We start from the raw sequence: 24,318 nt of genomic DNA on the forward strand, positions 1-24,318 counted from the left end.
AGTCCAGGAGGACCGCCCCGTGCAGCACCCGCAGCCGCACCGGCACTCGCAGCCGCATCCGCACTCGCACCCCCAGCCACCCCCGCACCCCGAGCCGCGTGCGCTCGGGCACCGCAGACGCCGCGTGCTCCTCGGCGCGTTGACCGCAGCCACGGCCCTCGTCGGTGCCGGACTCACCACGCTCACCACCCCCGACACCGCCGAGGCGGCCACCGCCCGCCAGGTCGAGAAGCTCGACCGCGGTGTGGTCAGCGTGCACACCGACGCCGGCAACCTGGTCAGCTGGCGCTGGCTCGGCACCGACCCCGGCGACGTCTCCTTCAACGTCTACCGGGCGGGCACGAAGGTCAACTCCACGCTGATCACCGGCTCGACGAACTACTTCCACTCCGGCGCGCCCGCCCAGGCCGACTACACGGTCCGCGCCGTCGTCGGTGGTGTTGAGCAGGCCGACTCCGTACACGCCGTCCAACTCCGCACCGGCTACAAGGACGTTCCGATCTCCCCGCCGGCCGGTGGCACCACCCCGGACGGCGTCGCCTACACCTACGCGGCCAACGACGCCTCCGTCGCCGACCTCGACGGCGACGGCGCCCTCGACTTCGTCCTCAAGTGGCAGCCCACCAACGCCAAGGACAACTCGCAGTCCGGCTACACCGGCAACACGATCGTCGACGGCGTCAAGCTCGACGGCACCCGCCTGTGGCGCGTCGACCTGGGCCGCAACATCCGCTCCGGCGCCCACTACACACAGTTCCAGGCGTACGACTACGACGGCGACGGCAAGGCAGAGGTCGCCATGAAGACAGCCGACGGCACGGTCGACGGCACCGGCGCGGTCATCGGCAGCTCATCCGCCGACCACCGCAACTCCAGCGGCTATGTGCTCTCCGGCCCCGAGTACCTGACCATGTTCAACGGCCAGACGGGCAAGGCGATGCAGAGCGTCGACTACGTCCCGGCCCGCGGCACGGTCTCCTCCTGGGGCGACTCGTACGGCAACCGCGTGGACCGCTTCCTCGCCGGCACCGCCTATCTGGACGGGGCCCGCCCGTCCCTGATCATGGCCCGCGGGTACTACACCCGGACGGTCATCGCCGCCTGGGACTGGCGGGGCGGCGCCTTCACCCGCCGCTGGACCTTCGACACCAACTCCTCCAGCAACAGTGGCAAGGGCTACGACGGTCAGGGCTCGCACAGCCTCTCCGTCGGGGACGTCGACGGCGACGGCAAGGACGAGATCGTCTACGGCGCGATGGCGGTCGACGACAACGGGAACGGCCTGTGGACGACGAAGACCGGGCACGGCGACGCCCAGCACCTAGGCGACCTCGACCCGTCGCACGCCGGGCTGGAGTACTTCAAGGTCTCGGAGTCGACCAGTCAGCCCGCCGAGCTGTACATCAACCCGGCGAACGGCACGGTCAACTGGAAGCTGGCCGCCTGCTGCGACAACGGCCGTGGGGTCGCCGGTGACATCTGGGCGGGCAACGACGGAGCCGAGGTCTGGTCGGCCTCCGACACCTCGATCCGCGACGAGGCGGGCGCGACGAAGGGCCGCGAACCGTCCTCGGCCAACTTCCTCTCCTGGTGGGACGGCGATCCCGTCCGTGAACTCCTCGACAACACCCACATCGACAAGTACGGCACCTCGGGCGACACCCGCCTGCTGACCGGGTCCGACGTCCACTCCAACAACAGCACCAAGGCGACCCCGTCCCTGTCGGGGGACATCCTCGGCGACTGGCGCGAGGAGGTCGTCTGGCCGACGTCGAACAACACGGCCCTGCGGGTGTACTCCACGCCCATCGAGACCGGCACCAAAATCACGACCCTGCTGCACGACCCGATGTACCGCACGGCACTCGCCTGGCAGAACACCGCGTACAACCAGCCCCCGCACCCGAGCTTCTTCATCGGCAACGGCATGGCGACCGCACCCCGGCCGTCGGTCTACACCCCGTGAGCTGCGGAAACACTCACAAACGAGCTTAAGGCGAGGCGGCCTTCCGATAAGTCCGGAGGGGTCAGTTCGGAGGGTCGCCTCAGCGTTGATCGTCGATCTCCTGGGAGGAGAAGGGGAGATCCATTTCTGCGGCCCCCTCTTCGGCGTTGTCCGCCTCCGGCAGCCGGCCGGCCATGAACCGACCGATCGCGGCACGGGGTCTTGTCGCTAAGCGCCGGTGGCTTCGCCCACACCCGGCGGTTCCGGCAACCGTGGCGGGTTGAACAACCGCTGGGCCTTACGGGCGTTCTCCTCCCGCATCGCCGTCAGCCACCGCCACAGATCCAGCGGCTCCAGACCCGGACATGCCAAGCGGTGCGCTATCCGGCACGCCATGCCCGGCGCCGGCTCGGCATCCCCCGCGTTCCAGGCAACGCCATTCTCGTCGACCATCCACCGCTGCCCCGGCGGCACGAAGTGCGACGGCAGCACCTCCACGGGATCCAACGGCTCAAGCAGCACCCACGCATCCGTATACGTGGGGAACCGATCGGCGTTCAGCCCGCACTCCGGACAGATCGGCGGCGCCGGCGGAGCAGGAGCATTCGCCCCCACACGCACAGCCTCCGCCCGGTCCTCGATCACCTCGCGCTGATCCCAGTACGCCTTGTCCAACCCAACGACCGCGTCGCCCAAATGCCCCATACTGACAGAGTCCGCAGGACAACGGCCGGTCCAACAGAGCGCCAACCGGACGGGACCCGTGCGTCCACGCGGGCACGGAGCGGCAGCCGAGACACCTCGGGACCACCCGCGGCACGCCGGTCCCAACCGCGGAGGCCGGACAGGCGGTGTAGACACGTCGACGCCCCGGCCCACAGCGGGGTTCGCATCGCCGGCCCAAGTGAAAACGGTCCGTTCGCGGTCCGTCAATCGCAGGTCGGCCCGGCGATCAGCCGTGAATGGTGTTGAGGACCGAGGCAAGCTTTTCGGGCGCACTGATCATGGCCATGTGACCGGTGTCGAGATCGACGACGTCGGGCCGAAGCAGCGCGATGGATCGCTGTTGGAGTTCCTCGACGTAGCACTGGTCCCGTGTGAGGTGCACGTACGTCCGGGGGATCTCGCGTCCGTAGCCGCTCAGGTCCACGGGCTCGCTCAGCAGGGCGGCCGAATCGTCGGCGAGCAGGTTCAGGGTGGACTCGGTGGTCGCCTCGTCCATGTCGTTGCACAGCATGGCGGCGGCGCCCTCGCGGGTCTGGTGGTAGACGCCGCCGGCGATGGACTGCTCCACCAGACCCCGCACTTCGGGATCGATCTGGTCAAGCACCCGGGATCTGTCCGTCGGCACCACGGCCGACACGAGGACGACATGGCGGATCCGGTCGGGTATGAGGTCCAGGACGCGCGGGATCGTGACTCCCGCGAAGGAGTGACCGACCAGTACGACGTCCCGCAGGTCCTTCGCCTCGACGTCCTCCCGGACCGCGTCGGCGCAGTCCGCGAGCGTGACCGTGGCCAGGTCGACTTCGGCCCTGCTCCCGCGCCCCGGAAGATCGACTGCCAACGCCTCCGCACCGAGATGGGGCATCAGCTCGTCCCAGCAGTTCGCGCCGAAACTCGCACCGTGGATGAGAACGAACGCCATGGTCGACCTCCTCGTCAACGACTGTGACCGAACCTTAAGTGAATTCAGTTTTGTTGGCGAGGTGTGCGGCAGAGCGAATGAGAACGCCGAGTCGATTCGTCATGAACACGTTTTCGTTACGAGATCTCCATATGTGCGCCTTCTCGGGGATGATTCACCCTGCGACAGCACCATCCCTGGGGGGACCATGAGTCAGCACGTCACGCCGCCACCGATGCCGGGCTTCCCGCCGCCACCGCAGCAGCCGCAGCCGCCGCAGAAGAGGGGACCCGCCAACGCGATCGTCCTCGGATCCGCCGCGGCAGTGATCGTCGCCATCGTCGCCACCGGCGTCGCGGTGGGATCCGGCCTCGACGACGAGGCGAAACCCGCCCCCACGGTCACCGTCACCAAGACCGTGTCCGCCGACGAGGCCGCTGCCGCGGCCGAGGACGCCTCCGAGGAGCCGGCCGCCGAGGAACCCGCCGCGGAGGCATCCGACGACGGCGTCCACGCGCTGGACGACACGGTCACCTACGAGAGTGACGTGGAGGTCAGTCTCTCGAAGTTCTCGCGCGGAGTCTCGGGCGAGTACGCGTCACCGGAGAAGACGTCGTACGTGAAGTTCACCGTGAAGGTCGTCAACGGCGGCGACAAGACCCTCGATGCCACCATGCTGACGGTGAACTGCTCCTACGGCCAGGACGGGAGCAGCAGCGAGTCCATCTTCGACAGCGAGGCGGGCCTCGACGGCGGCCCCGACACGAAGGTGCTGGCCGGCCGGTCCCTCAACGTGCCGTGGGGCTGCGAACTCCCCAAGGGCGAGAAGCTGTTGCAGGTCGAGGTCGCTCCCGACTTCGACTCCGAGACGGCGATCTTCACCGGCAGTGTGAAGTAGGGCCCCCGGATCAGGCCCGATTCGCCGCGGAGCCCCCGTCCGGTCCCGTGCCCGGACGGGGGCGCCCACGGCCTCAGTTCACCGCGCAGTTGCGGTCGCCCAGCTTGAACGCGGTCGGTTTCGGGTTCGTCCCCGACCAGCTTCCGGTGAAGCCGAAGCCCACCGACGAACCCGCCGCCACGGTCCCGTTCCAGCCGACGTTCTTCGCCGTCACCGCCGTACCGGACTGCGCGGTCTCGGCGTTCCACGCCTGGGTGACCTTCTGGCCGTCCGTGAAGGCCCAGCCCAGTGACCAGCCGTTCCAGGCACTCGAACCGGTGTTGGCGAGCTGCACGTCCGCCTGGAAGCCGCCGGACCACTGATTGGTGACCTTGTACGTCACCGAGCAGGCACCGGTGGGAGTGGGGTCGGGGCCCGGCCCCGGATCCGTTCCGCCGCCGGTGTCCGAGCTGTCGCCGTAGATCACCCCGCGGCCGTTCGTCGACACGTACACCCGGCCGTACACCCGCGGGTCACCGGTGATCGCCGCACCCGTCCAACCCCACTGGTGGGCGTCGTCGTTGATACGGGTCCAGGTCGCGCCCTTGTCGGTGGAACGGAAGATGCCGCGGACCCCGCCGATCTTCGCGCTGGTGTACAGCGTCTGGTACGACGCTCCCGTGGCCGCCTTGCCGAAGCCGATGGTGTCGGCCTGCTCGACACCGGAGAGCTTGGTGAAGGAGGCGCCGCCGTCGGTCGAGTGCCACAGTCCGTACGCGCCGTCGCTCGCCCCGCCGGCCAGCCACACATCGCCCTTCGTGCCGGGCAGCGCCTTGAAGCGCACGCTGTCCCCGCCGGGCAGACCGGTCGCGGAGGAGGCCGTGAAGGTGGCGCCGCCGTCCGTACTGACGTAGAACTTCCCGGACTTGAAGCCGTAGAAGGTCTTCGCGTCGACCCGGTCGGACTCGACGAGCGCGCCCGCCGGGATACCACTGGATGCCGCCCACGAGGTGCCGAAGCCGGTCGCGTACTGCACGCCGGCGCCCTCCGGACTCCACACGAACCGGCTGCCGTCGGCCGCCGCGGCGACCGTGCCGCCGCCGCTCACGCCCGAAGGGTCGGTCCCCGCGAACCAGTTCGCCCCGTTGTCCGTCGAGAACGCGACGTGCGGACCGGAGTCGAGGTTGCCGACCCGCACGACGGTGTTCGGGGTGGCCTCGGCGAAGTCCAGGCTGGTGGTCGTGGTGAAGTTCGGCGAGGTGAACATCATCGACGGGACCTTGGTCAGATCCGTGTGCCGGAAGCCGCCCACGTCACCGAGCGCGCTGAGCAGCGGGGCGCCCGACGAGGGAGAGGCCAGGTCGTTGACAGCCGTCTCCTCCAGCCCCTGCACCATCGGCCTGATGGTGAACTTGCTTCCGGCGTCCCAGTTGGTGAGGTTCTCGGTGCCGTACACCGTCGCGCCCGTCCCGTACATCATCCGGGCCGAGTTGAACGGGTCGATCTCCAACGCCTCGGTCATCCAGCCGAGTTTGGGCGCCTCCTCGGGCGGCGAGGGGTTCGCGCCCCAGGTCAGCCACGGCGAGGACGACACGTCCATGGTGTAACGGTTCGCGCGGGTGGGGTACGACGTGTAGTCCCACGCCTTCGTCCAGGTGCCGCCGCTGTCCGTGGAGCGGAAGATCTGGGTGTCCGGCCACCAGGAGCTGTACGCGGTGGCCATGACCGTGCCCGGCTTCTGCCGGTCCACCGTCAGCCCGCTGAACCCGTAGTAGGTGTCGGCCTCGGCCACCGGGCTGATGTTCGTCCAGGTGCCGGTCGCGGTCGCGTACCGCCACAGCTGCCCCTTGCCGCCGTCGTACGGCCCGCCCTTGTCGCTGTACGCCAGGTAGAGGTAGCCGTTCTTGGCGTCCAGGACGCCCTTGTGCGCGAGGTAGCCCGTCGGCTGTCCCGCGAGCCGCGTCCACGTCGCGCCCGCGTCCGTCGACCGGTAGACCGCGTTGTCCTTGTCGGCGACCCCGACGTAGATCGTCTTCGTCGCCGCGCCCGAGGTGCCCGTCGACTCGTCGAAGGTGACCCACACGATGCCCTGGTTGTCGCTGGCGTAGCCGCTCGTGTCGCTCGGATCCTGCTGGTAGTTGCCGACGTTGGGGAAGTTCGTCACCTGCGACCAGGTGACACCGGAGTCCGTCGACCGCCACAAGCCCTTGCCGCTCGGCGCGCCCAGGTACAGCACGCTGTTCCTGTTCGGGTCGATCGCGAGGCGCTCGCCCATGCCCCGGCCGGGCATGTTTCCGCCCAGCTTGAACGGCAGGTCCGTCTTCTGCCAGCTCGCACCCCGGTTGGAGGAGCGCACGACCGCCCCGTTCCCCGGGTCCCAGCTGTTGGTGTACGTGCCGACCGCCGCGTACACCTTGTTCGGGTCGACGGAGTCGGAGGCCAGGCTCACCACGCCCGTGTGCCCCCAGTTGTCCCAGCCCACCGAGTCCAGCAGCGGGGTCCAGGTCTTCGTCGACTCCTGCCAGCGGTAGGCGCCGCCGATGTCGGTACGGGCGTACGCCAGGTTCTTCTCGGCCCGGTTGAAGACGATGCCGGGGACGAAGCCGCCGCCGTCGACGCGGGCGTTCTTCCAGGTGTAGGTGTCGGCGGCGATGGCCGCTCGCTCGGGGCCGGCGGCGAGCGCGGGCGGCGTGCCCGCCAGCAGACCGGCTGCCAGTGCCAGCACGGCCGTGAGAATACGGGTTCTTCGCACGGTGGGGGACCTTCCTTTCGGGAGGGCCGTTCAGGAGGGGAGCGTGCGAGGACCGGGCGGCCCCCAGTGCGGGAGGGGGCCGCCCGGCCAGGTGGCCCCGTCGTCAGGTGACGAGACCGCGTACGCGAAGCTTTCAAGCGCCCCGTAGGGGCGCGGGGCTGCGTCCATATGCGGCTCCGCCGCGCGGGCGCGACAAGCCACAACGGACCCGGACGCAGAACCACCGCCCAACCCGCGGAGCGCCCGGCGGGGCTATTCGAGAAGCTCCGCGTACGAGCCCATGGCCAGGGCGATGTCCGCCTGGGCCCAGAACCGGTGGTACGTGAAGGAGGGCGCGGCTCCGCCCGCCAGGTAGGCCTCGATCTTCGACCAGGCCGGGTCGTCCTCGTAGAAGGAACGGATGGACTCGAAGGTCGACGACGAGTTGATCGCGTCGCCGTTGGGCATGGTGCCGGTCCAGCCGCTCGGGACGACCACGGGGTCGTCGAAGCGGTTGTAGTCGGCGCGGGTCTCCGGGACGGCGATGCCCAGGCTGTCCTGGTGGTTCTTCCACATGCCGTCGAGGAGCGCCTTGGCGGTCGTCGCCGCCTGGGTGTCACCGGAGCGGTCCGCGTAGTACGTCAGGGTCTTGGCGTACGCGGCGGCCACACCGACGTCGTTGGTGTAGTCGGCGACGGTGACGTGCAGGCCGCTGTTGGCGCCCGGGCCGGCGGCGTTCCAGGTGTCGGGCTGGCCCGACCACTGGAGCGTCGACGGGATCAGATAGGTGCCGTCCGGGTTGACCGTGGTCTTGGACAGCGCCCAGTCGACCCACTTGTCGAGGACGACCTTGGCCTTCGCGTCACCCGTCTGCTGGTAGTACTCCGCCACCCGCTCCATCGACCACGCCTGGAAGCCGAACCACTGGTTGGACGGCGGGTCGTGGTAGACGGGCTGCTGGTCGTAGTACATGCCGTAGAACGTCGACTTACCGGTCGGCGGGGTCGCGTACCGGCCCGCCCAGCTGTTGGTCGCACCGCCCGCGATGGCGCCCTCGTTCGACTGCAGCCAGCGGTAGAACTCCAGTTGCCGGTCGAGTGACTTGGCCCAGTCCGCCTGTCCCGTCGCCGACTTGGGCTTCAGGTCGGCGTAGGAGCTCAGCGCGTAGGCGGCGAGGGGGTTCTGGTAGCCGCCGTGGGTGTGGCTGGAACCGATGCGCCAGGCCCAGCCCGCCGAGGTGTCGGTGGCGCCGCCCCACGCGTAGTACCAGGACATCAGGTACATGGAGGCGTCCTTGCCGGTGCCGGCCGGGCAGGTCGACGGTCCGACGCAGTTGCCGACCTTCTTGAAGTACTTGTCGTACATCGAGTAGCGCAGGTAGTCGCCCATCTTCGCGGCCTTGCCGACGGTCGCGGAGACGGCACTGCCCTTGCCCTGCTGCTTGGCCCAGATGTCGGCCCAGTAAGCGGCCTGCACGGCACGCGCGTCGGCGTCCGGGGCGTTGGTGAACTTCCACTGCTTGGAGTAGGAGGCGTCACCGGTGAACAGGTCCAAATACCCGTTCTTGCCGCCGTACTTGAAGGCGTCGCAGGTCGGCTGCGGCACCGTCTCCCACACCGACTCCTGCGCACCGCGCTGGAAGGTGTTGATGTACGACGGTCCGGTGTCCGTCGGGCCCGCCTCGCACTTGCCCGGCGAGTTGCCGTAGCCGTAGACATTGTCGACGTCCTGCAGCCAGTGCATGCCGTAGACGTCGTCCGTGCCGTAGGCGCTCTTCAGCTCACCGGCGATCGGGTCCGAACCGACCGAGACCGACCCGTCGAGCTTCGCCGGGTACTCGTTCGGGGTGTCCAGCTCGGGCGCGTAGGTGGCCGGCTTCGAGGCGTTGTAGAAGGAGTTCGTCGGCTGGTCGGCGTGGGTGGGAATCATGTACTTCTCCATGATGTCCCAGGCGCCGTTGAACTTCGTCCAGTCGCCGGTGACCTTTCCGTACATGGCCTGGAGCCACAGGAGGTAGCTGTACGCCTCCGAAGTGGTCTGGTGGCCGTTGTCCGGCGCCTCCACGATCAGCGTCTCCACCGAGTGGTAGGGAATGCCCTCGGGGGAGAAGTAGCCGCTGGCCGGGTTGGTGATCTTGCCGTACAGCTCCAGGAACCGGGCGTCGTACTCCTTCGACGCCGCGATCTGGGTGACCGTCACCGAGGCCTTGCCGTGACCGGTGGCCGTCGACTCGAAGGTCGCCGCGCCGGTCCCGGACGAGTCCGCCGTGATCGTCACCTTCTGCGCGGTGCTCCAGTTCGACGGCGTGAAGGTCAGTGACGCCCCGCCGGTCACCGTGAGGCCCGAGTTGCCGGTGGTGCGGGCGGTGGTCACGCTCACGTTGGCGGACGGCTGCGTCGACAGCTTCACGTCGTACGTGGCCGTCTTGCCCTGCTGGACGGCCAGTTGATTGGTCGAGGCCACCACGGTGGGACCCGAGGCGACCGTGATGCCGACCGGCGTGGACTCCGCGGACGCGCCCAGGCTGTCGTACGCCTTGGCCAGCAGCGAGTGACTGCCCACGGCCAAGCCGGAAGCGGAGAACGAGTAGGGCGCGCTCGTGTCCGTGCCGAGGAGCGTGGTGTTGTCGTAGAACTCGACCTTGCTGATCGTCGCGCCGTCCGCGGCTGCGGCGGTCGCCGCGAGCGGGACCGCGCCGCCCTGTGTGTAGACCGCGCCCGCGGTGGGGCTGGTCAGCACGGTGATCGGCGGCTGGTGCGCGCCCGTGCAACTGGTGCCGTTGACCGCGAAGTTGGTCGGGGCGGCGTTGGTGCCGCTGTACGTGAACTGCGCGCCGGTGGACACGGCGGCACCGGCCGCGATCTTGGCGTTGTAGCCGGCGTTCTTCGCCGTGATCGTCTGGCCGGACTGGGACCAGGTGCCGTTCCATCCGTTCGTCAGCTTCTGGTTGCCGGTGTAACCGTAGGTCAGGGTCCAGCCGTCGATGGCGTCCGTGCCGCGGTTGGTGATCGTCAGTTCCGCGGTGAAGCCGGCGCCCCAGTCGTTGGTCTTGTAGTCGACGCTGCACTGAAGTGCCGCCGCCTGAGCAGGAGTTGAACCCGCACTCAGCATCGTGAACGGAAGCGCGAGGGCCGCCATGACAGCGGTCCACATACGCCGAGCGGCCCGGCGTCTCTTTGTGGGGGGCATGTGCTGGTTCCTCCTTGCGGCTCGGAGAAGTCAAGGCTTGAACCAGTGGGAGCGCTCCCATAGTGAGGACGGGTGTGGTAGGGGTCAAGACGCTTGAAGAGTCGAAAAGATTCGACAATAAGTGTTGAGGGAAAGTCAGTGACTCCTCTGTTCTTTGCCGTCACTTGGCGCTACCTTCCTTGACACCAGTGGGAGCGGTTCCATCAGTCGACGCGTCCGTCACGATGCGCCTGATCTGCAAGGAGTCGCTCATGCGACACCCCCCGCGTTCAGTACTTTTAGCCGTCACCGGTGCGGCCGCCCTCCTCGGGTCCGTGACGGTGCCGGCGGTCACGGCGTCCGGAGCCGTCCCTGCCTGCACGGTGGAGTACTCCGTCACCAGTCAGTGGGACACCGGCTTCCAGGGCGCCGTGAAGATAACCAACAACACGGCTGCCATGAGCGGTTGGAACCTCACCTTCGACCTCGCGGGCGGCCAGAAGGTCAGCCAGGGCTGGAACGCCAAGTGGTCCCAGTCCGGCACGACGGTCACCGCCGCCAACGAGACCTACAACGGGCAGTTGGGCAGCGGCGCGAGCGTCAGCGCCGGGTTCATCGCGTCCCGGTCGGGCGGCAACGCCGTACCGACGACCTTCAAGCTCAACGGCACCATCTGCAACACCGACTCCGGACCGACCGACCCGACGGATCCGACCGATCCGCCGGACCCCGGTGACGGCACGGCCCCTGTCCTGCGCGTCTTTGGCAACAAGCTGGTGGACGCCGCGGGCACGACCCGCCGCATGCTCGGCGTGAACCGCTCGGGCGGCGAGTTCATGTGCGTGCAGGGGCGGGGCATCTGGGACGGCCCGGTCGACGACGCCTCGGTCAGGGCGATCGCCGACTGGAAGGCCAACACCGTCCGTATCCCGCTGAACGAGGAGTGCTGGCTGGGCCTTTCCAACATCCAACCGCAGTACGCCGGCGCCAACTACGTCAACGCGGTCAAGGACCTGGTGGCGAAGGTCAGGGCGAACGGCATGACGCCGATGCTCGAACTGCACTGGACGTACGGCCAGTACACCGGCAACTCGTCCGGCTGCTCCGACGTGCACGCCAGCTGCCAGAAGCCGATGCCCGACATGCAGTACACACCCTCCTTCTGGACGTCGGTGGCGAACACCTTCAAGGATGACCCGACCGTCGTCTTCGACCTGTTCAACGAGCCCTACCCGGACCGCGCGACCTCCACGACCACCCAGGCGTGGCAGTGCTGGCGGGACGGCGGCACCTGCCCCGGCATCGGGTACCAGGTGGCCGGCATGCAGGATCTCGTCGACGCGATCCGGGCCACCGGCGCCAGGAACCTGATCCTGGCCGGCGGACTCGCCTACTCGAACGACCTGAGCCAGTGGCTCGCGTACAAGCCGACCGACCCGGCGGGCAATCTCGCCGCCGCCTGGCACGTGTACAACTTCAACACCTGCTCGAACGAGAGCTGCTGGAACTCCACACTCGCCCCGGTCGCAGCCCAAGTGCCGCTCGTGGCCGGGGAGATCGGCGAGAACACCTGCTCACACGGTTTCGTCGACCAGGTCATGAAGTGGTTCGACGACCGTGGCCTGTCCTACCTGGGCTGGACCTGGAACACCTGGAACTGCGCCACCGGCCCGTCCCTGATCTCCAGTTACGACGGTACCCCCACCGCGTACGGAATCGGGCTGCGTGATCATCTGCGCGCCCTGCACGGCTGACACCCGCAACCGAGAGGGAACCCGCACTCATGAGTCGTACCAGAACCGCGTTGCTCGCCGCCCTGGCGCTGGTCGCCGGGGCCTCCGGGACGGCGTTCGCCGTCGCCGGTGACGTCGATGTCGCCGCCGTCCCCTGCACCGTCGACTACAAGGTGCAGAACCAGTGGGACACCGGCTTCACCGCCAACGTCACCGTCACCAACAACAGCACGGCCAAGTCGAGTTGGTCGGTGAAGTGGGCGTACGCCGGCAACCAGAAGGTCACCAGCGGCTGGAGCGCCAAGATCAGCCAGAGCGGCACGGGCGTCACCGCGGCCAACGAGAGCTACAACGGCTCGCTGGCCACCGGCGGCTCGGTCAGCTTCGGCTTCCAGGGCACCTACAGCGGCACCAACGCGATCCCCGCCACCTTCACCCTCGACGGTGTGACCTGCAACGTCGACGGAGGCGGTCCCACCGACCCGGGCCCGACCGACCCGGGCACCCCCTCCAGCAAGGTCGACAACCCCTACAGCGGCGCCAAGGTGTACGTGAACCCGGAGTGGTCCGCGAAGGCCGCGGCCGAGCCGGGCGGCAGCCGTATCTCCAACCAGCCGACCGGTGTCTGGCTGGACCGGATCGCCGCGATCAACGGTGCCAACGGAGGTATGGGCCTTCGTGCCCACCTCGACGAGGCACTGAAGCAGAAGGGCTCCGGCGAACTCGTCGTCCAGCTGGTGATCTACAACCTGCCCGGACGTGACTGCGCCGCCCTCGCCTCCAACGGCGAACTCGGCCCGACGGAGATCGACAAGTACAAGACGCAGTACATCGACCCGATCAAGACGATCCTCGCCGACTCCAAGTACGCCGGGTTGCGGATCGTCACCACCATCGAGATCGACTCGCTGCCCAACCTCGTCACCAACACCGGTAGCCGGGTCACCGCCACCCCGCAGTGCGACGTGATGAAGGCCAACGGCAACTACCAGAAGGGCGTCGGCTACGCCCTGAACAAGCTCGGTGACGTGCCCAACGTCTACAACTACATCGACGCCGGGCACCACGGCTGGATCGGCTGGGACGACAACTTCGCCCCCAGCGCGGCGATCATGAAGGAGGCGGCCACCTCCGAGGGCGCCACCGTCAACGACGTCCACGGCTTCATCACCAACACGGCCAACTACAGCGCCCTGAAGGAGACCAACTTCACCATCAACGACAACGCGGGCGGCAAGTCGGTCCGCGAGTCGAAGTGGGTGGACTGGAACCGGTACGTCGACGAGCTGTCGTTCGCGCAGGCCTTCCGCAACCAGCTGGTCACCACCGGCTTCAACTCCGGCATCGGCATGCTGATCGACACCTCCCGCAACGGCTGGGGCGGCACCGCTCGGCCCGCAGGACCGGGCCCGACGACGGACGTCGACGCGTACGTCGACGGCGGCCGCTACGACCGCCGCCTCAACACCGGCAACTGGTGCAACCAGTCCGGTGCGGGTCTCGGTGAGCGCCCGAAGGCCAGCCCGGCCGCCGGGATCGACGCGTACGTCTGGATGAAGCCCCCGGGCGAGTCCGACGGCTCCAGCAGCGCCATCCCGAACAACGAGGGCAAGGGCTTCGACCGCATGTGCGACCCGACGTACACGGGCAACCCGCGCAACAACAACCACATGTCCGGCGCCCTGCCGAACGCCCCGATCTCCGGGCAATGGTTCTCGGCCCAGTTCCAGGAGCTGATGAAGAACGCCTACCCGGCGCTGTAGCGCCCTGAGGCGATGCGCCGGGGCCGGCTCTCGCGGGCCGCACCCCGGCGCATCGCGAACCCCGGTCCATGGTCCCGGTCCGGCTGCCTGGTGCGGCCGGGCGCGGGCACCTCTTTCTTGCCGTGTCGGCAACAGCGGTGGCCCTCGCGCGGTGCGTCGGCGCACCCTGGCCGTAGCGCGACGAGAGGCTGACCACCATGGCACACGCACACCACGCCCACGCCACAGGCCACGATCAGGACCACCAGGCCGGCCACGATCATGGCCACGTTCACGGCGGCACCGACATCGACTGGAGCGAACACGCTCCGATGCTGGAGTCGCAGGCGGAGCTGTTCACCCCCCTGTACGAGCGGGCTCTGGCATGGCTCGGGCACAAGCAGACCGAGCCCGGGCTCATCGTGGACGCGGGCAGCGGACCCGGGGTCGTGTCCTGCCTGCTCGCGGATGCCTTCCCCGGCGCCCGGGTCGTCGCCGTGGACGGCGCCGAGCCGCTGCTGGAACGGGCCGGTGCCCGGGCCGCCCGGCTCGGCGTCGCCGACCGCTTCGGCACCCTCGCCGGTGAACTGCCCGGCGTGCTGGACGAGTTGGACTACCCGGCCGACCTGCTGTGGGCCAGCCGTAGTCTGCACCACCTCGGCGACCAGCGGGCCGCGCTCGCCGCCTTCGCCGCGAGGCTCGCGCCCGGCGGCACGCTCGCGCTGCTGGAGGGCGGCCTGCCCGCCCGCTTCCTGCCCCGTGACATCGGCATCGGCCGACCGGGACTGCAGGCACGGCTGGACTCGCTGGAGGAGGAGTGGTTCGCGCGGATGCGCGCGGACCTGCCCGGCGCCGTCGCCGAGACCGAGGACTGGCCGGCGCTGATGGCCGCCGTGGGTCTGCGGCACACCGGCACCCGCAGCTTCCTGCTCGACCTGCCCGCCCCCACCACCGACCGGGCCCGCGCCTACGCGGCCGCCGTCCTCTCCCGCCTGCGCGACGGCTTCGGCGACCGTCTCGAGGCCACCGACCGCGCCACCCTCGACCGACTGCTCGACCCCGAGGACCCGGCGAGCGTGCACCGGCGGCGGGACGTCTTCGTGCTGGCGGCGCACACGGTGCATACGGCGGAGCGTACGGGCTGAGGCTCATCGCCGGCATCCGGCACCTCCGTCGGCCACCCGGTGACCTCCGTCGCCCTTGACTTCGAGAGCGCTCCAACTGATGGACTCCCGGCATCCGTTGAGCACGTCGAGGCACCACGGGGGACCCATGGCCGACACCCACGACACTCCGGTCGCGCTCATCACCGGCGGCGGCAGCGGCATCGGCGCCGCGGTCGCCCGGCGACTGCTCGACGCCGGCCACCGAGTGGCCGTCACCGGCCGCGGCGAGGCACGGCTGCGCGGCTTCGCCGCGGAACTCGGCCACCCGGACGGCCTGTTGACGTTCGCCGGCAACGCGGCCGACTACGACGACGTACGCTCGGCGGTCGACCGTACGCTCAAGGAGTTCGGCCGGCTGGACACGGTCGTCGCCAACGCCGGGTTCGCCACCCATGACTCGGTCGCCACGGGTGACCCCTCCGGCTGGACCGAGATGGTGCTGACCAACGTAGCTCGGCCCCGCGCTGCTCATCCGCGCCTCGATCGACGCGCTGAAGGAGACCCGGGGCCGGATCGTGCTGGTCGGCAGTGTCGCCGGATTCGTGCACACGCCGGGCAACCTCTACGGGGCGACGAAGTGGGCGGTGACCGGTCTGGCCGAGAACACCCGCCGTGAGGTGACCGAGTTCGGGGTGGGCGTGACGCTGATCGCACCGGGCCGGGTGGAGACCCCGTTCTGGGACAGCTACGGCAGTCTGCCGCCCGGCCATCTGCTCACCGCCGACCAGCTCGCCGACTCGATCGTGTGGGCCGTCGGGCAGCCCGCCGGCGTCGACGTCAACACGGTCGTCGTACGACCGATCGGGCAGCCCAACTAATCGATTCCGGCGGTCAGTTGTCCCGCAGGAACTGCTGCGCGAGGCGGTCGCCGAGGGTGACCGCCGCGCTGTGGTTCTCGATGGGGGACACCTGGGAGTTCTTGAACAGGATGTAGGTCACCCCGGAGTCGGTTCCGCCGGTCTCCGGGTCCGGGTCGATACCGAGGGCCTTCGCGGTGGCGTACGAGGCCTCGCCGATGATCTTCGTGGGGCCGGTGTCGCCGACGACGGCGTACTCGACCTTGTTGTTGTAGATCACGGCGACCACGCCGCCGCCTTTTATGCCGGCTCCGGCGTAGTTCCAGATGCTGCTGGAGCTGGGCACGACGACGTACGGCAGCGCATCGGCCTTGAGCGGCTTGCCGTTGGACTGGTGGAACGCCGTGTCGTCCTGGTACCAGGGGTCGGTGTTCTCGTTGCAGTTCGAGGTGCGCTGACCGTCGCAGTCGATGTCCATGTCGGCCTTCCAGAACACCGCGCCGTTCTTGCCGCACACGGGGACCGTGGCCGAAGCCTCGTCGTCGGTCCGGTACTTGCCGCTGGAGATCTGCGAGCAACCCGTCACCTTGGCGAGCAGGTCGGCCGCGCCGACCGTGCCCTCCTGGACGGATGCCGGTGAAGGGGTGCCGGTGGCGGTGGCGGTGGCGGGGAGCGTTCCGGCGGTGAGCAGGGCGGCCGAGCAGGCCACGGAGAGGGTCAGTGGTCGCATACGCACTGTGGGGGACCCTTCTGTTAGGAAAGTTTCCTTACCTGGCGCAACCAAGGTGCCCGCTCAACATGACCGCGTCAAGCCTGGGGTGGGGGATGCGTAAGTGTGGGGGGTGATTGCGCCAGCCGCACGGAAGGGAGCGGCTCTGCTGTCGCGTCCACCCTTCGACGCCCTGGCGCCGGGGGAGCGGTCGACGCTCGCGCGGCAGGCGGGCTGTGCGTTGATCCTGGTGAGAGCCTACGGCACCACAACGAACGGCGCGCCCCGGACGCCGCGGGAGAGCGGGTCGGGGCGCGCCGGCGCCGATAAGGGCGAGGAGACGGTCAGGCCATGTTGAACGTCGACGGGTCCGGGCCCAGGCGCCGGTCCTCGTTCAGGGCACTGATCGCCGCGAGGTCCTCGGTGTCCAGGCTGAAGTCGAAGACCTCGATGTTCTCCTTGATCCGGGACGGCGTCACGGACTTGGGGATCACCACGTTGCCGAGCTGGAGGTGCCAGCGCAGCACGACCTGGGCCGGAGTGCGGTCGTGCTTCCGCGCGATGGCCACGATCGCCGGGACCTCCAGGAGGCCCTTGCCCTGGCCCAGTGGCGACCAGGCCTCGGTGGCGATGCCCTGCTCGGCGTGGTACTCGCGGGCCGCGGCCTGCTGCAGATGCGGGTGCAGCTCGATCTGGTCGACGGCCGGGACGACGGACGTCTCGGCGATCAGCCGCTCCAGGTGCTCGGGTTCGAAGTTGGAGACACCGATCGCCCGGATCCGGCCGTCGGTGTGCAGCTTCTCGAACGCCTTGTAGGTGTCGACGTACAGGTCCCGGGACGGAGTGGGCCAGTGGATCAGGTACAGGTCCACGTAGTCCAGGCCGAGCTTCTCCAGCGAGGTGTCGAAGGCGCGGAGCGTGGAGTCGTACCCCTGGTCACTGTTCCAGAGCTTGGTGGTGACGAAGAGGTCCTCACGCGGGACGCCGGAGGCGGCGATGGCCTTGCCGGTGCCCTCTTCGTTGCCGTAGATCGCCGCTGTGTCGATGCTGCGGTACCCGGCCTCCAGCGCGGTGGTGACCGCCTGCTGCGCCTCGTCGTCCGGCACCTGCCAGACGCCGAAGCCCAGCTGGGGCATCTCGACGCCGTTGTTCAGGGTGATCGGGGGGACGTTGCTGCTCACGAGCTCTTGATCCTTACGGTTGTCGTCAGATGGCACTCCCATCGTCAACGATCACGGGCCGTGATGCATTCCTGACCGCGGAATCCATCTGAATCCATCTGGGATCCAGCGGAGCTGACTGATGAGTCAGTTTCAGGAGTACGGGACTGTCCGGAGATTGGCCGGAAACGCATCCGACGTCTTCGGTCCGGACCATTGACCATGCCGCCTTGTGCCGCAACTCTGTATGGCGCCGTCGAACGAGTCGCTGAACTCAGTGCACCCATGTGAACGCCGCGCTGTCCTGGACTTTCCACGCCCCCATCTTCCGGAAAGCGGGTACGCACCCGTGAACAAGACCATGACGCCGACCGCGTAGACGGAGGCTCCCGTTCACCAGACATCGGATGAAAGGGCCCCGGCAGGCCGGGTCCTAGTCCCAGGGCCCCAGGCCCAGGGTTCCCCTCGCAAGGCCTTTGTTCGAAAGGGAGGAACATGAGACGCCGACGCATGCCCGCGGCGCTGACGGCCGTCGCCCTGGCCGCCGTCACCCTGTCCGCTCTGCCGGCGGCCGTCCCGTCCCCGGCCGCGGCCGTGAGCGCGCGGCCCGCGGACCGCCCGGTGACGGCCCCCGACTGGTCCGTGGCCCTCGTCGACTCCACCACGGCCCGCTACACCCCGAGCACCATCGGCGGCTGGTCCTACCCGGTCGGCCTCTACCTCTACGGCCAGTACCTCACCTACCGGCGCACGCACGAGGCCCGCTACCTCACCTACATCAAGGACTACGTCGACCGCTTCGTGAAGAGCGACGGCACCATCGACCAGCCCTTCAACAGCCTGGACAGCATGCAGGCCGGCCGACTGCTGGTGATCCTGCACCGCGAGACCGGCCAGGACCGCTACCGCGAGGCGGCGAAGAAGATCCGCGACCGCCTGAACACCTATCCGCGCACCGCCGACGGCGGTTTCTGGCACGCCGACACCGCCAGTCGCGCCAACCAACTCTGGGCGGACGGCGTCTACATGGTGAACCCGTTCCTCGTCGAGTACGGCAAGGAGTTCGGCGACAGGGCGTACGCCGACGACGAGGCGGCCAAGCAACTCTCCCTCTACGGCAGCCACCTGCAGGTCGCGAACGGGCTGCTGAGGCACGCCTACGACGAGTCGAAGACCGTGAGCTGGGCCGACCCGCAGACCGGGCTCGCCCCCGAGCACTGGTGCCGGGCCGTCGGCTGGTACTCCATGGCGATCACCAACGTGCTCGACGCGATCCCCGCCGACCACCCCCGCCGGCCCCAACTCCTCAAGATCTTCCGGAGACTGGCGGCGGGTCTGGAGAGGTACCAGGACCCGGCGACCGGACGCTGGTTCCAGGTGATCGACAAGGGCGGCCGCGACGACAACTGGACCGAGACGTCCTGCTCCAGCATGTTCACCTACGCCCTCTCGCGCGGGGCCCAACGGGGCTATCTGGACCCGCACTACAGGGCCGTCGCCCGGCGCGGCTACCAGGGGGTTCTGGCAAAGCTCTCGATCGGCGCGGACGGCCTCACGAACCTCGCCGACATCTCCGTCGGCACGAACGTCGGCGACTACGCGTACTACATCGCCCGCACCCGGGCCGCCAACGACTTCCACGGGCTGGGTGCCTTCCTGATCATGAACGAACAACTGCGAGGTGATTAGTGTCATGAGCACATCCAGAAGGAGACTGCTGGGTGCCGCGCTCGGCGGCGCTGCGGGAGCCGCGGTCGGTCTGCCGGCCGCGACCTCGGCGCACGCGGCCTCCTGGCAGCAGAAGTGGGCGCCGTCCGCGAGCGGTGACGGGATGGGTGCCTTCGAGACGATCGAGGACGACCGCGCGGACTCGCACACCGCCGGACAGCCGCACATCTACACCACCGGCAACAACTGGCGCTTCAACATGCACACGGTCGACCGCGACACGTCGACCGACCGGCAGCGACAGGAGGTCACCGGTCTGCGCACCGGCAGCAGCAGCTACCTCAAGTGGACCCAGGGCCAGACCTGGCGGGTCACCTACTCCATGTACATCCCGAGCTCGCTGAAGGCGACCACCACCTTCACGCACATCATGCAGATGAAGCAGCCGGGCGCCGGCAGCTCGCCGATCGTCGTGCAGTCACTGCGCCGGGTCAACGGCAAGCAGACCATCGAGCTCAAGCTCGCCATCGACGACATCCTCATCGGCCGCACCGATCTGGACCCCCTGCACGACAAGTGGACCGACGTCGACTTCCAGATCAAGGTCGGCAACGGCTCGGCGGGCTCGGTCCGCTGGATCCTCAAGAGCGGCGGCTCGACCGTCATCGACGCGTCGAAGTCCGGCGTCGACACCTTCCTCGCCGACCGCGTGCGCCCGAAGTGGGGCATCTACCGCTCCCTCGGCGACACCTCCGGATCCCTGCAGAACACCTACCTCCTGCTCACCAATCTCCGCGGCTACCAGCTCGCGTGAGGAGCGCCCCGATGAAACCCCCCACCGTTCCCCGGCGCCGCGCCGCGGGGATCGTCCTGTTCGCCCTCGCCGTGGTCCTCGGGCTCACCCATCCCGGCGCCCTCGCGGCCCCGCGGACCGCCCCCCGCGCCGCCGCCGTCCACGACGTACGCGAGCACGGCGCCGAGGCGAACGGCTCCATCGGCGACACGCCCGTCAAGCCCCTCGACCTGGAGAGCCCCCGCCAGCAATTCCTCCGCAACTCCGTCGGCGGCCTCTTCCTGCACTGGGGCCTGCGCACCGCGCCCGCCCACACCAGCTGCACCGACTGGGAGAACGACGTCACGAACGGCGGCTGGAGCCCCGACTACTGGGTGAAGGAGGCCCAGAAGCTGCACACGCAGTACCTCGTTCTCGCCTCGTTCCACAGCCGCCTCGGCTATGCCCGCGCCTGGCCGTCGAAGATCCCCGGCTCCTGCTCCACCAAGCGGGACTTCCTCGGCGAACTCGTCACCGCCGCGAAGGCCAAGGGGATGAAGGTCATCCTCTACATGACCGACGACCCTCAGTGGCACGCAGAGGGCGGCCACGAGTGGCTCGACTCGGCCGCGTACTCCTCGTACAAGGGCAAGGACGTCGACCTGACCACCCGGGACGGCTTCGGGCAGTTCAGCTACGACAACTTCTTCGAGGTCATGGACCGCTACCCCGACCTCGGCGGCTTCTGGATCGACAACGACAACGCGTACTGGGAGAGCAACAACCTCTACGCGCAGATCTACCAGAAGCGCCCGAACTACACGATCAGCAACAACAACGAAGACACGCCGATCATGGACATGATCAGCAATGAGCAGAAGACGGGGATGACGCCGGCGTACGACTACCCCCAGGCGGTCTACACGGCCCAACCCCGCCTCACGGAGGCCGACTTCAAGCTGCCCTCCACCGGCGCCTGGTGGTACGGCGGCACCGACCCGACGGTCGACAAGATGCTCACCCTCGGCCGCCTCGTCACCAACGCCGGCTCGTCCGTGAAGGCGCTGATGGCCGAGACCGCGCAGGTCGACGGCAAGTTCCCGGCCAACCAGGCCGCCTTCAACACCTTCGCCGACTCCTACCTCGACCCCATCTGGGAGTCCCTGCACGGCACCGAGGGCGGCGGCTACATGTACGGCGGCCTCAAGCCCGGCTTCTGGAACGACGGCGCGCACGGCGTGACCACGATCAGCAAGACCGACCCCGACCGCCAGTACATCCACGTCCTGACCCCGCCGAGCACCAGCACCCTGCGCATCCGCGACAACGGCTACCGCATCGCCTCGGTCACCAACCTCCGTACGGGAGCGGCGGTCTCGTGGTCGCAGTCGGGCGGCGTACTCACCCTCACGGGCCTCGGGAACTGGGACCCGTACGACACGGTCTTCAAGGTCACCACGGCCGGCCGGCAGGGCATCCTCTCCGGCGTCAAGGTGAGCGCGAGCGCCTCGGCGAGCGGTCACACGGGCTCGGCCGCCGGCGACGGCGACCACCGCACCTACTGGGACAACAACAAGACCCTCCCGGCGAACCTCACCTTCGACCTCGGCAGCTCGAAGAAGGTCCAGTACCTCGGGCTCAACCAGCGCGAGGACTCCGTCGCCTACGCCCGCTCGGACACCGAGCAGTCGGCGCGGATCAAGGACTACAAGGTGTACCTGAGCACCGACGGCTCGACCTGGGGCAGCCCGGTGAAGACCGGCCAGCTGCCGAGTCGCCGCGGCATCCAGGGCATCGACCTCACCGCCGCCAAAGCCCGCTACGTCCGTCTCCAGGTCGACTCCACCTGGGCCGCGTCCACCGACACGACCCGCTACCAGCGGCTGCGGATCGACGAGGCGTGGATCGGCACCTCGTACGCGACTCCCGCGAAGAGGGGACACTCATGACAGGCATCACCCGCATCACCCGCGTCAGATCACTGGTCGTGGCCCTGATCGGGCTGCTGATCGCCTCGGCCGTCCCGTTACTGGCCGCCGCCCGACCGGCCGCCGCCTCCGACAACGGCCAGTCCGTGCGGCCCGCGATGGGCTGGAGCAGCTGGAGTTTCGTCCGCCGCTCGCCGACCGAGGCGAAGATCAAGGCCCAGGCCGACGCACTCGTGTCGAGCGGCCTCAAGAACCACGGCTTCGTCCACATCAACCTCGACGACTTCTGGCAGAAGTGCGACGACAACGGCTTCGTCGTCGACTCCTACGGCCGCTGGGCCGTCGACACCGCCAAGTTCCCGTCCGGCATCAAGGCGCTGGCCGACTACATCCACTCCAAGGGCCTGAAGTTCGGCTTCTACGTGACCCCCGGCATCGCCAAGAACGCCGTCACCAAGAACACGCCGATCGAGGGGACCTCGTACCACGCGAAGGACATCGCGGACACGTCGAAGACGGAGAAGAACTACAACTGCAAGAACATGTACTACATCGACTACGCGAAGCCGGGCGCGCAGGAGTTCGTGAACTCCTGGGCGCGCCAGTTCGCCTCCTGGGGGGTCGACTACCTCAAGATCGACGGAGTGGGCAGCCAGGACATCCCCGACGTCCAGGCCTGGGACAAGGCGCTGCGCGCCACCGGACGGCCCATCACCTACGCGCTGTCCAACAACCTTCCGATCGCCAACGCCACCACCTGGAAGAAGCTGGCGAACAGTTGGCGCACGCAGGGCGACGTGGAGTGCTACTGCGGCCCCGGCTCCAACGGCAGCGGCTATCCGCTCACCGACTGGTCGCACGTCTCCTCCCGCTTCAACTCGGCGGCCTCCTGGCAGCCGTACGCGGGTCCCGGCGGCTGGAACGACCTCGACTCCCTGGAGATCGGCAACGGCGACCGGGTGGGCCTCACCGCCGACCAGCGCCGGTCCCACTTCACCCTCTGGGCGATGGCCGCCTCGCCGCTGCTGCTCGGCACCGATCTGACCGACCTCGACCCGGTCGACAAGGCGATGCTGACCAACGACCGGCTCATCGGAGTCAACCAGGACGGGGTCGCCGCCAAGCGGATCGTGAACAGCGGGGTCAAGCAGGTCTGGAGCAAGAAGGAGAGCGACGGCCAGTACGTGGTGGCCCTGTTCAACACCGGTACGTCCGGCAACGCGACGGTCGCCGTGGACTGGTCGCAGGTGGGCTTCACCGGCTCCGGTGACGTCACCGACCTGTGGTCCGGCTCCCACAAGGGCGTGATCGCCGACTCCTACAGCGCGACCCTGCGGCCCGGCGAGACCCGGCTGATCCGCGTGAAACCCGTCAACTCCCTGAAGAACGCGGCCGCTTCACCGGGCATGGCGGTCGCACCCTACGAGTACCTCGGCTGGGGCAACCCGCCGAACCCCACCTCGGTGATGTCGGCGACCGGCGTCAGGTGGTTCACGCTCGCGTTCATCCTCTCCGACGGCGGCTGCAACCCGAAGTGGGACGGCACGCGCCCGCTGACCGGCGGCACCGACCAGTCGAGGATCGACGCGATCAGATCCGCCGGCGGGGATGTCATGGTCTCCGTCGGCGGCTGGAGCGGGACCAAGCTCGGCGAGAAGTGCTCCAGCGCCTCGGCGCTCGCGGGCGCGTACCAGAAGGTGATCGACGCGTACCGGCTGAAGGTCCTCGACATCGACATCGAGAGCACCGAGTGGTCGAACGCCACCGTGCGGCAGCGTGTGGTCGACGCGCTGAAGACCGTGAAGGCGAACAACCCCGGCCTGAAGACCGTCATCACCTTCGGCACCACCACCAGCGGCCCCGACTCCACCGGCGTCGACATGATCAAGCGGGCCGCGAACTCCGGCCTGGCGAACGACGTCTGGTGCATCATGCCGTTCGACTTCGGCGGCGGCACCACGAACATGGGCACCCTGACCACGCAGGCCATGGAGGGGCTCAAGGCACGGGTCAAGTCGGCGTACGGCTACAGCGACACCACCGCCTACGCCCACATCGGGCTGTCCTCGATGAACGGCAGGACCGACGACTCGGGTGAGCGCGTCCGCGTCGCCGACTTCGAGACCATGCTCGCCTACGCCCAGCAGCATCACATCGGGCGCCTCACCTACTGGTCCGTCAACCGTGACCGCGCCTGCGGCTCGGGCACCGACGGCGACGCGTGCAGCGGCGTCTCGCAGCAGCCGTACGACTTCCTCAAGGTCTTCACCCGGTACACGGGCTGAGGGGACACCA

At 68.6% G+C, this 24,318-nt stretch carries 15 protein-coding genes and 1 pseudogene; 10 read left to right on the forward strand and 6 right to left on the reverse strand.

All coding sequences use genetic code 11. The features are described from left to right. Positions 1-19: 19 nt before the first annotated feature. Positions 20-1,966 (forward strand): rhamnogalacturonan lyase, encoded by a 1,947-nt coding sequence (locus tag OHA64_RS39345; protein WP_405621612.1) that lies wholly within the window; start codon positions 20-22, stop codon positions 1,964-1,966. A gap of 207 nt (positions 1,967-2,173) precedes the next feature. On the opposite strand, the gene OHA64_RS39350 is transcribed toward OHA64_RS39345, so the two are convergent. Then, complete coding sequence (locus tag OHA64_RS39350) at positions 2,174-2,641, reverse strand: DUF6083 domain-containing protein (protein ID WP_405621614.1); 468 nt, start codon at positions 2,639-2,641, stop codon at positions 2,174-2,176. Between the two features lie 256 nt (positions 2,642-2,897). After that, positions 2,898-3,593 carry an alpha/beta fold hydrolase gene (locus tag OHA64_RS39355; RefSeq protein WP_405621616.1) on the reverse strand — a complete coding sequence of 232 codons (696 nt, stop codon included), beginning with the start codon at positions 3,591-3,593 and terminating at the stop codon, positions 2,898-2,900. Between the two features lie 187 nt (positions 3,594-3,780). Between OHA64_RS39355 and OHA64_RS39360 the strand changes: the two genes are divergently transcribed. Next, on the forward strand, positions 3,781-4,470 hold the full coding sequence (locus OHA64_RS39360; protein WP_405621618.1) for a hypothetical protein: 690 nt from the start codon (positions 3,781-3,783) through the stop codon (positions 4,468-4,470). A gap of 73 nt (positions 4,471-4,543) precedes the next feature. Here the strand turns inward: OHA64_RS39360 and OHA64_RS39365 are convergent, their stop codons facing one another. After that, positions 4,544-7,201, reverse strand: a complete 2,658-nt coding sequence (locus OHA64_RS39365; protein WP_405621620.1) for a cellulose binding domain-containing protein — start codon at positions 7,199-7,201, stop codon at positions 4,544-4,546. Positions 7,202-7,453: 252 nt separating this feature from the next. Beyond that, entirely contained in the window at positions 7,454-10,369 is a 2,916-nt protein-coding gene (locus tag OHA64_RS39370; protein WP_405621622.1) for a glycoside hydrolase family 48 protein, read from the reverse strand. Positions 10,370-10,620: 251 nt separating this feature from the next. On the opposite strand from OHA64_RS39370, the gene OHA64_RS39375 reads away from it, so the two are divergent. From OHA64_RS39375 to OHA64_RS39390, 4 genes and pseudogenes are all read left to right on the forward strand, one after another. Further along, entirely contained in the window at positions 10,621-12,102 is a 1,482-nt protein-coding gene (locus tag OHA64_RS39375; RefSeq protein WP_405621625.1) for a cellulase family glycosylhydrolase, read from the forward strand. 29 nt (positions 12,103-12,131) lie between these two features. Continuing rightward, on the forward strand, positions 12,132-13,844 hold the full coding sequence (locus tag OHA64_RS39380; RefSeq protein ID WP_405621628.1) for a glycoside hydrolase family 6 protein: 1,713 nt from the start codon (positions 12,132-12,134) through the stop codon (positions 13,842-13,844). A gap of 197 nt (positions 13,845-14,041) precedes the next feature. Beyond that, positions 14,042-14,968 carry a class I SAM-dependent methyltransferase gene (locus OHA64_RS39385; RefSeq protein WP_405621630.1) on the forward strand — a complete coding sequence of 309 codons (927 nt, stop codon included), beginning with the start codon at positions 14,042-14,044 and terminating at the stop codon, positions 14,966-14,968. A 127-nt stretch (positions 14,969-15,095) separates the two neighbouring features. Beyond that, positions 15,096-15,807, forward strand: a pseudogene (locus tag OHA64_RS39390) (SDR family oxidoreductase). A 13-nt stretch (positions 15,808-15,820) separates the two neighbouring features. Here OHA64_RS39390 and OHA64_RS39395 read toward each other — a convergent pair. Both OHA64_RS39395 and OHA64_RS39400 read right to left on the reverse strand, forming a co-directional pair. Continuing rightward, positions 15,821-16,522 carry a glycoside hydrolase family 75 protein gene (locus OHA64_RS39395; RefSeq protein WP_405621633.1) on the reverse strand — a complete coding sequence of 234 codons (702 nt, stop codon included), beginning with the start codon at positions 16,520-16,522 and terminating at the stop codon, positions 15,821-15,823. 317 nt (positions 16,523-16,839) lie between these two features. Next, complete coding sequence (locus OHA64_RS39400) at positions 16,840-17,676, reverse strand: aldo/keto reductase (protein WP_405621635.1); 837 nt, start codon at positions 17,674-17,676, stop codon at positions 16,840-16,842. Between the two features lie 474 nt (positions 17,677-18,150). On the opposite strand from OHA64_RS39400, the gene OHA64_RS39405 reads away from it, so the two are divergent. From OHA64_RS39405 to OHA64_RS39420, 4 genes are read left to right on the forward strand one after another with little or no spacing between them, the layout of a single operon-like run. Continuing rightward, the gene (locus OHA64_RS39405; RefSeq protein WP_405621637.1) at positions 18,151-19,344 is read left to right on the forward strand and encodes a glycoside hydrolase family 105 protein; all 1,194 of its coding nucleotides are present in this window, start codon (positions 18,151-18,153) and stop codon (positions 19,342-19,344) included. Between the two features lie 4 nt (positions 19,345-19,348). Then, complete coding sequence (locus OHA64_RS39410) at positions 19,349-20,137, forward strand: Tat pathway signal sequence domain protein (RefSeq protein ID WP_405621640.1); 789 nt, start codon at positions 19,349-19,351, stop codon at positions 20,135-20,137. Positions 20,138-20,148: 11 nt separating this feature from the next. Further along, a complete protein-coding gene (locus OHA64_RS39415; protein WP_405621642.1) occupies positions 20,149-22,044 on the forward strand; it encodes a discoidin domain-containing protein in 1,896 nt (631 codons plus the stop codon). Next, the gene (locus OHA64_RS39420) at positions 22,041-24,308 is read left to right on the forward strand and encodes an alpha-galactosidase (RefSeq protein ID WP_405621644.1); all 2,268 of its coding nucleotides are present in this window, start codon (positions 22,041-22,043) and stop codon (positions 24,306-24,308) included. The genes OHA64_RS39415 and OHA64_RS39420 overlap by 4 nt, the downstream gene beginning before the upstream one ends. Positions 24,309-24,318 lie beyond the last annotated feature (10 nt).

The organism is Streptomyces sp. NBC_00076 (assembly GCF_045041235.1).
Lineage (GTDB): Bacteria > Actinomycetota > Actinomycetes > Streptomycetales > Streptomycetaceae > Streptomyces.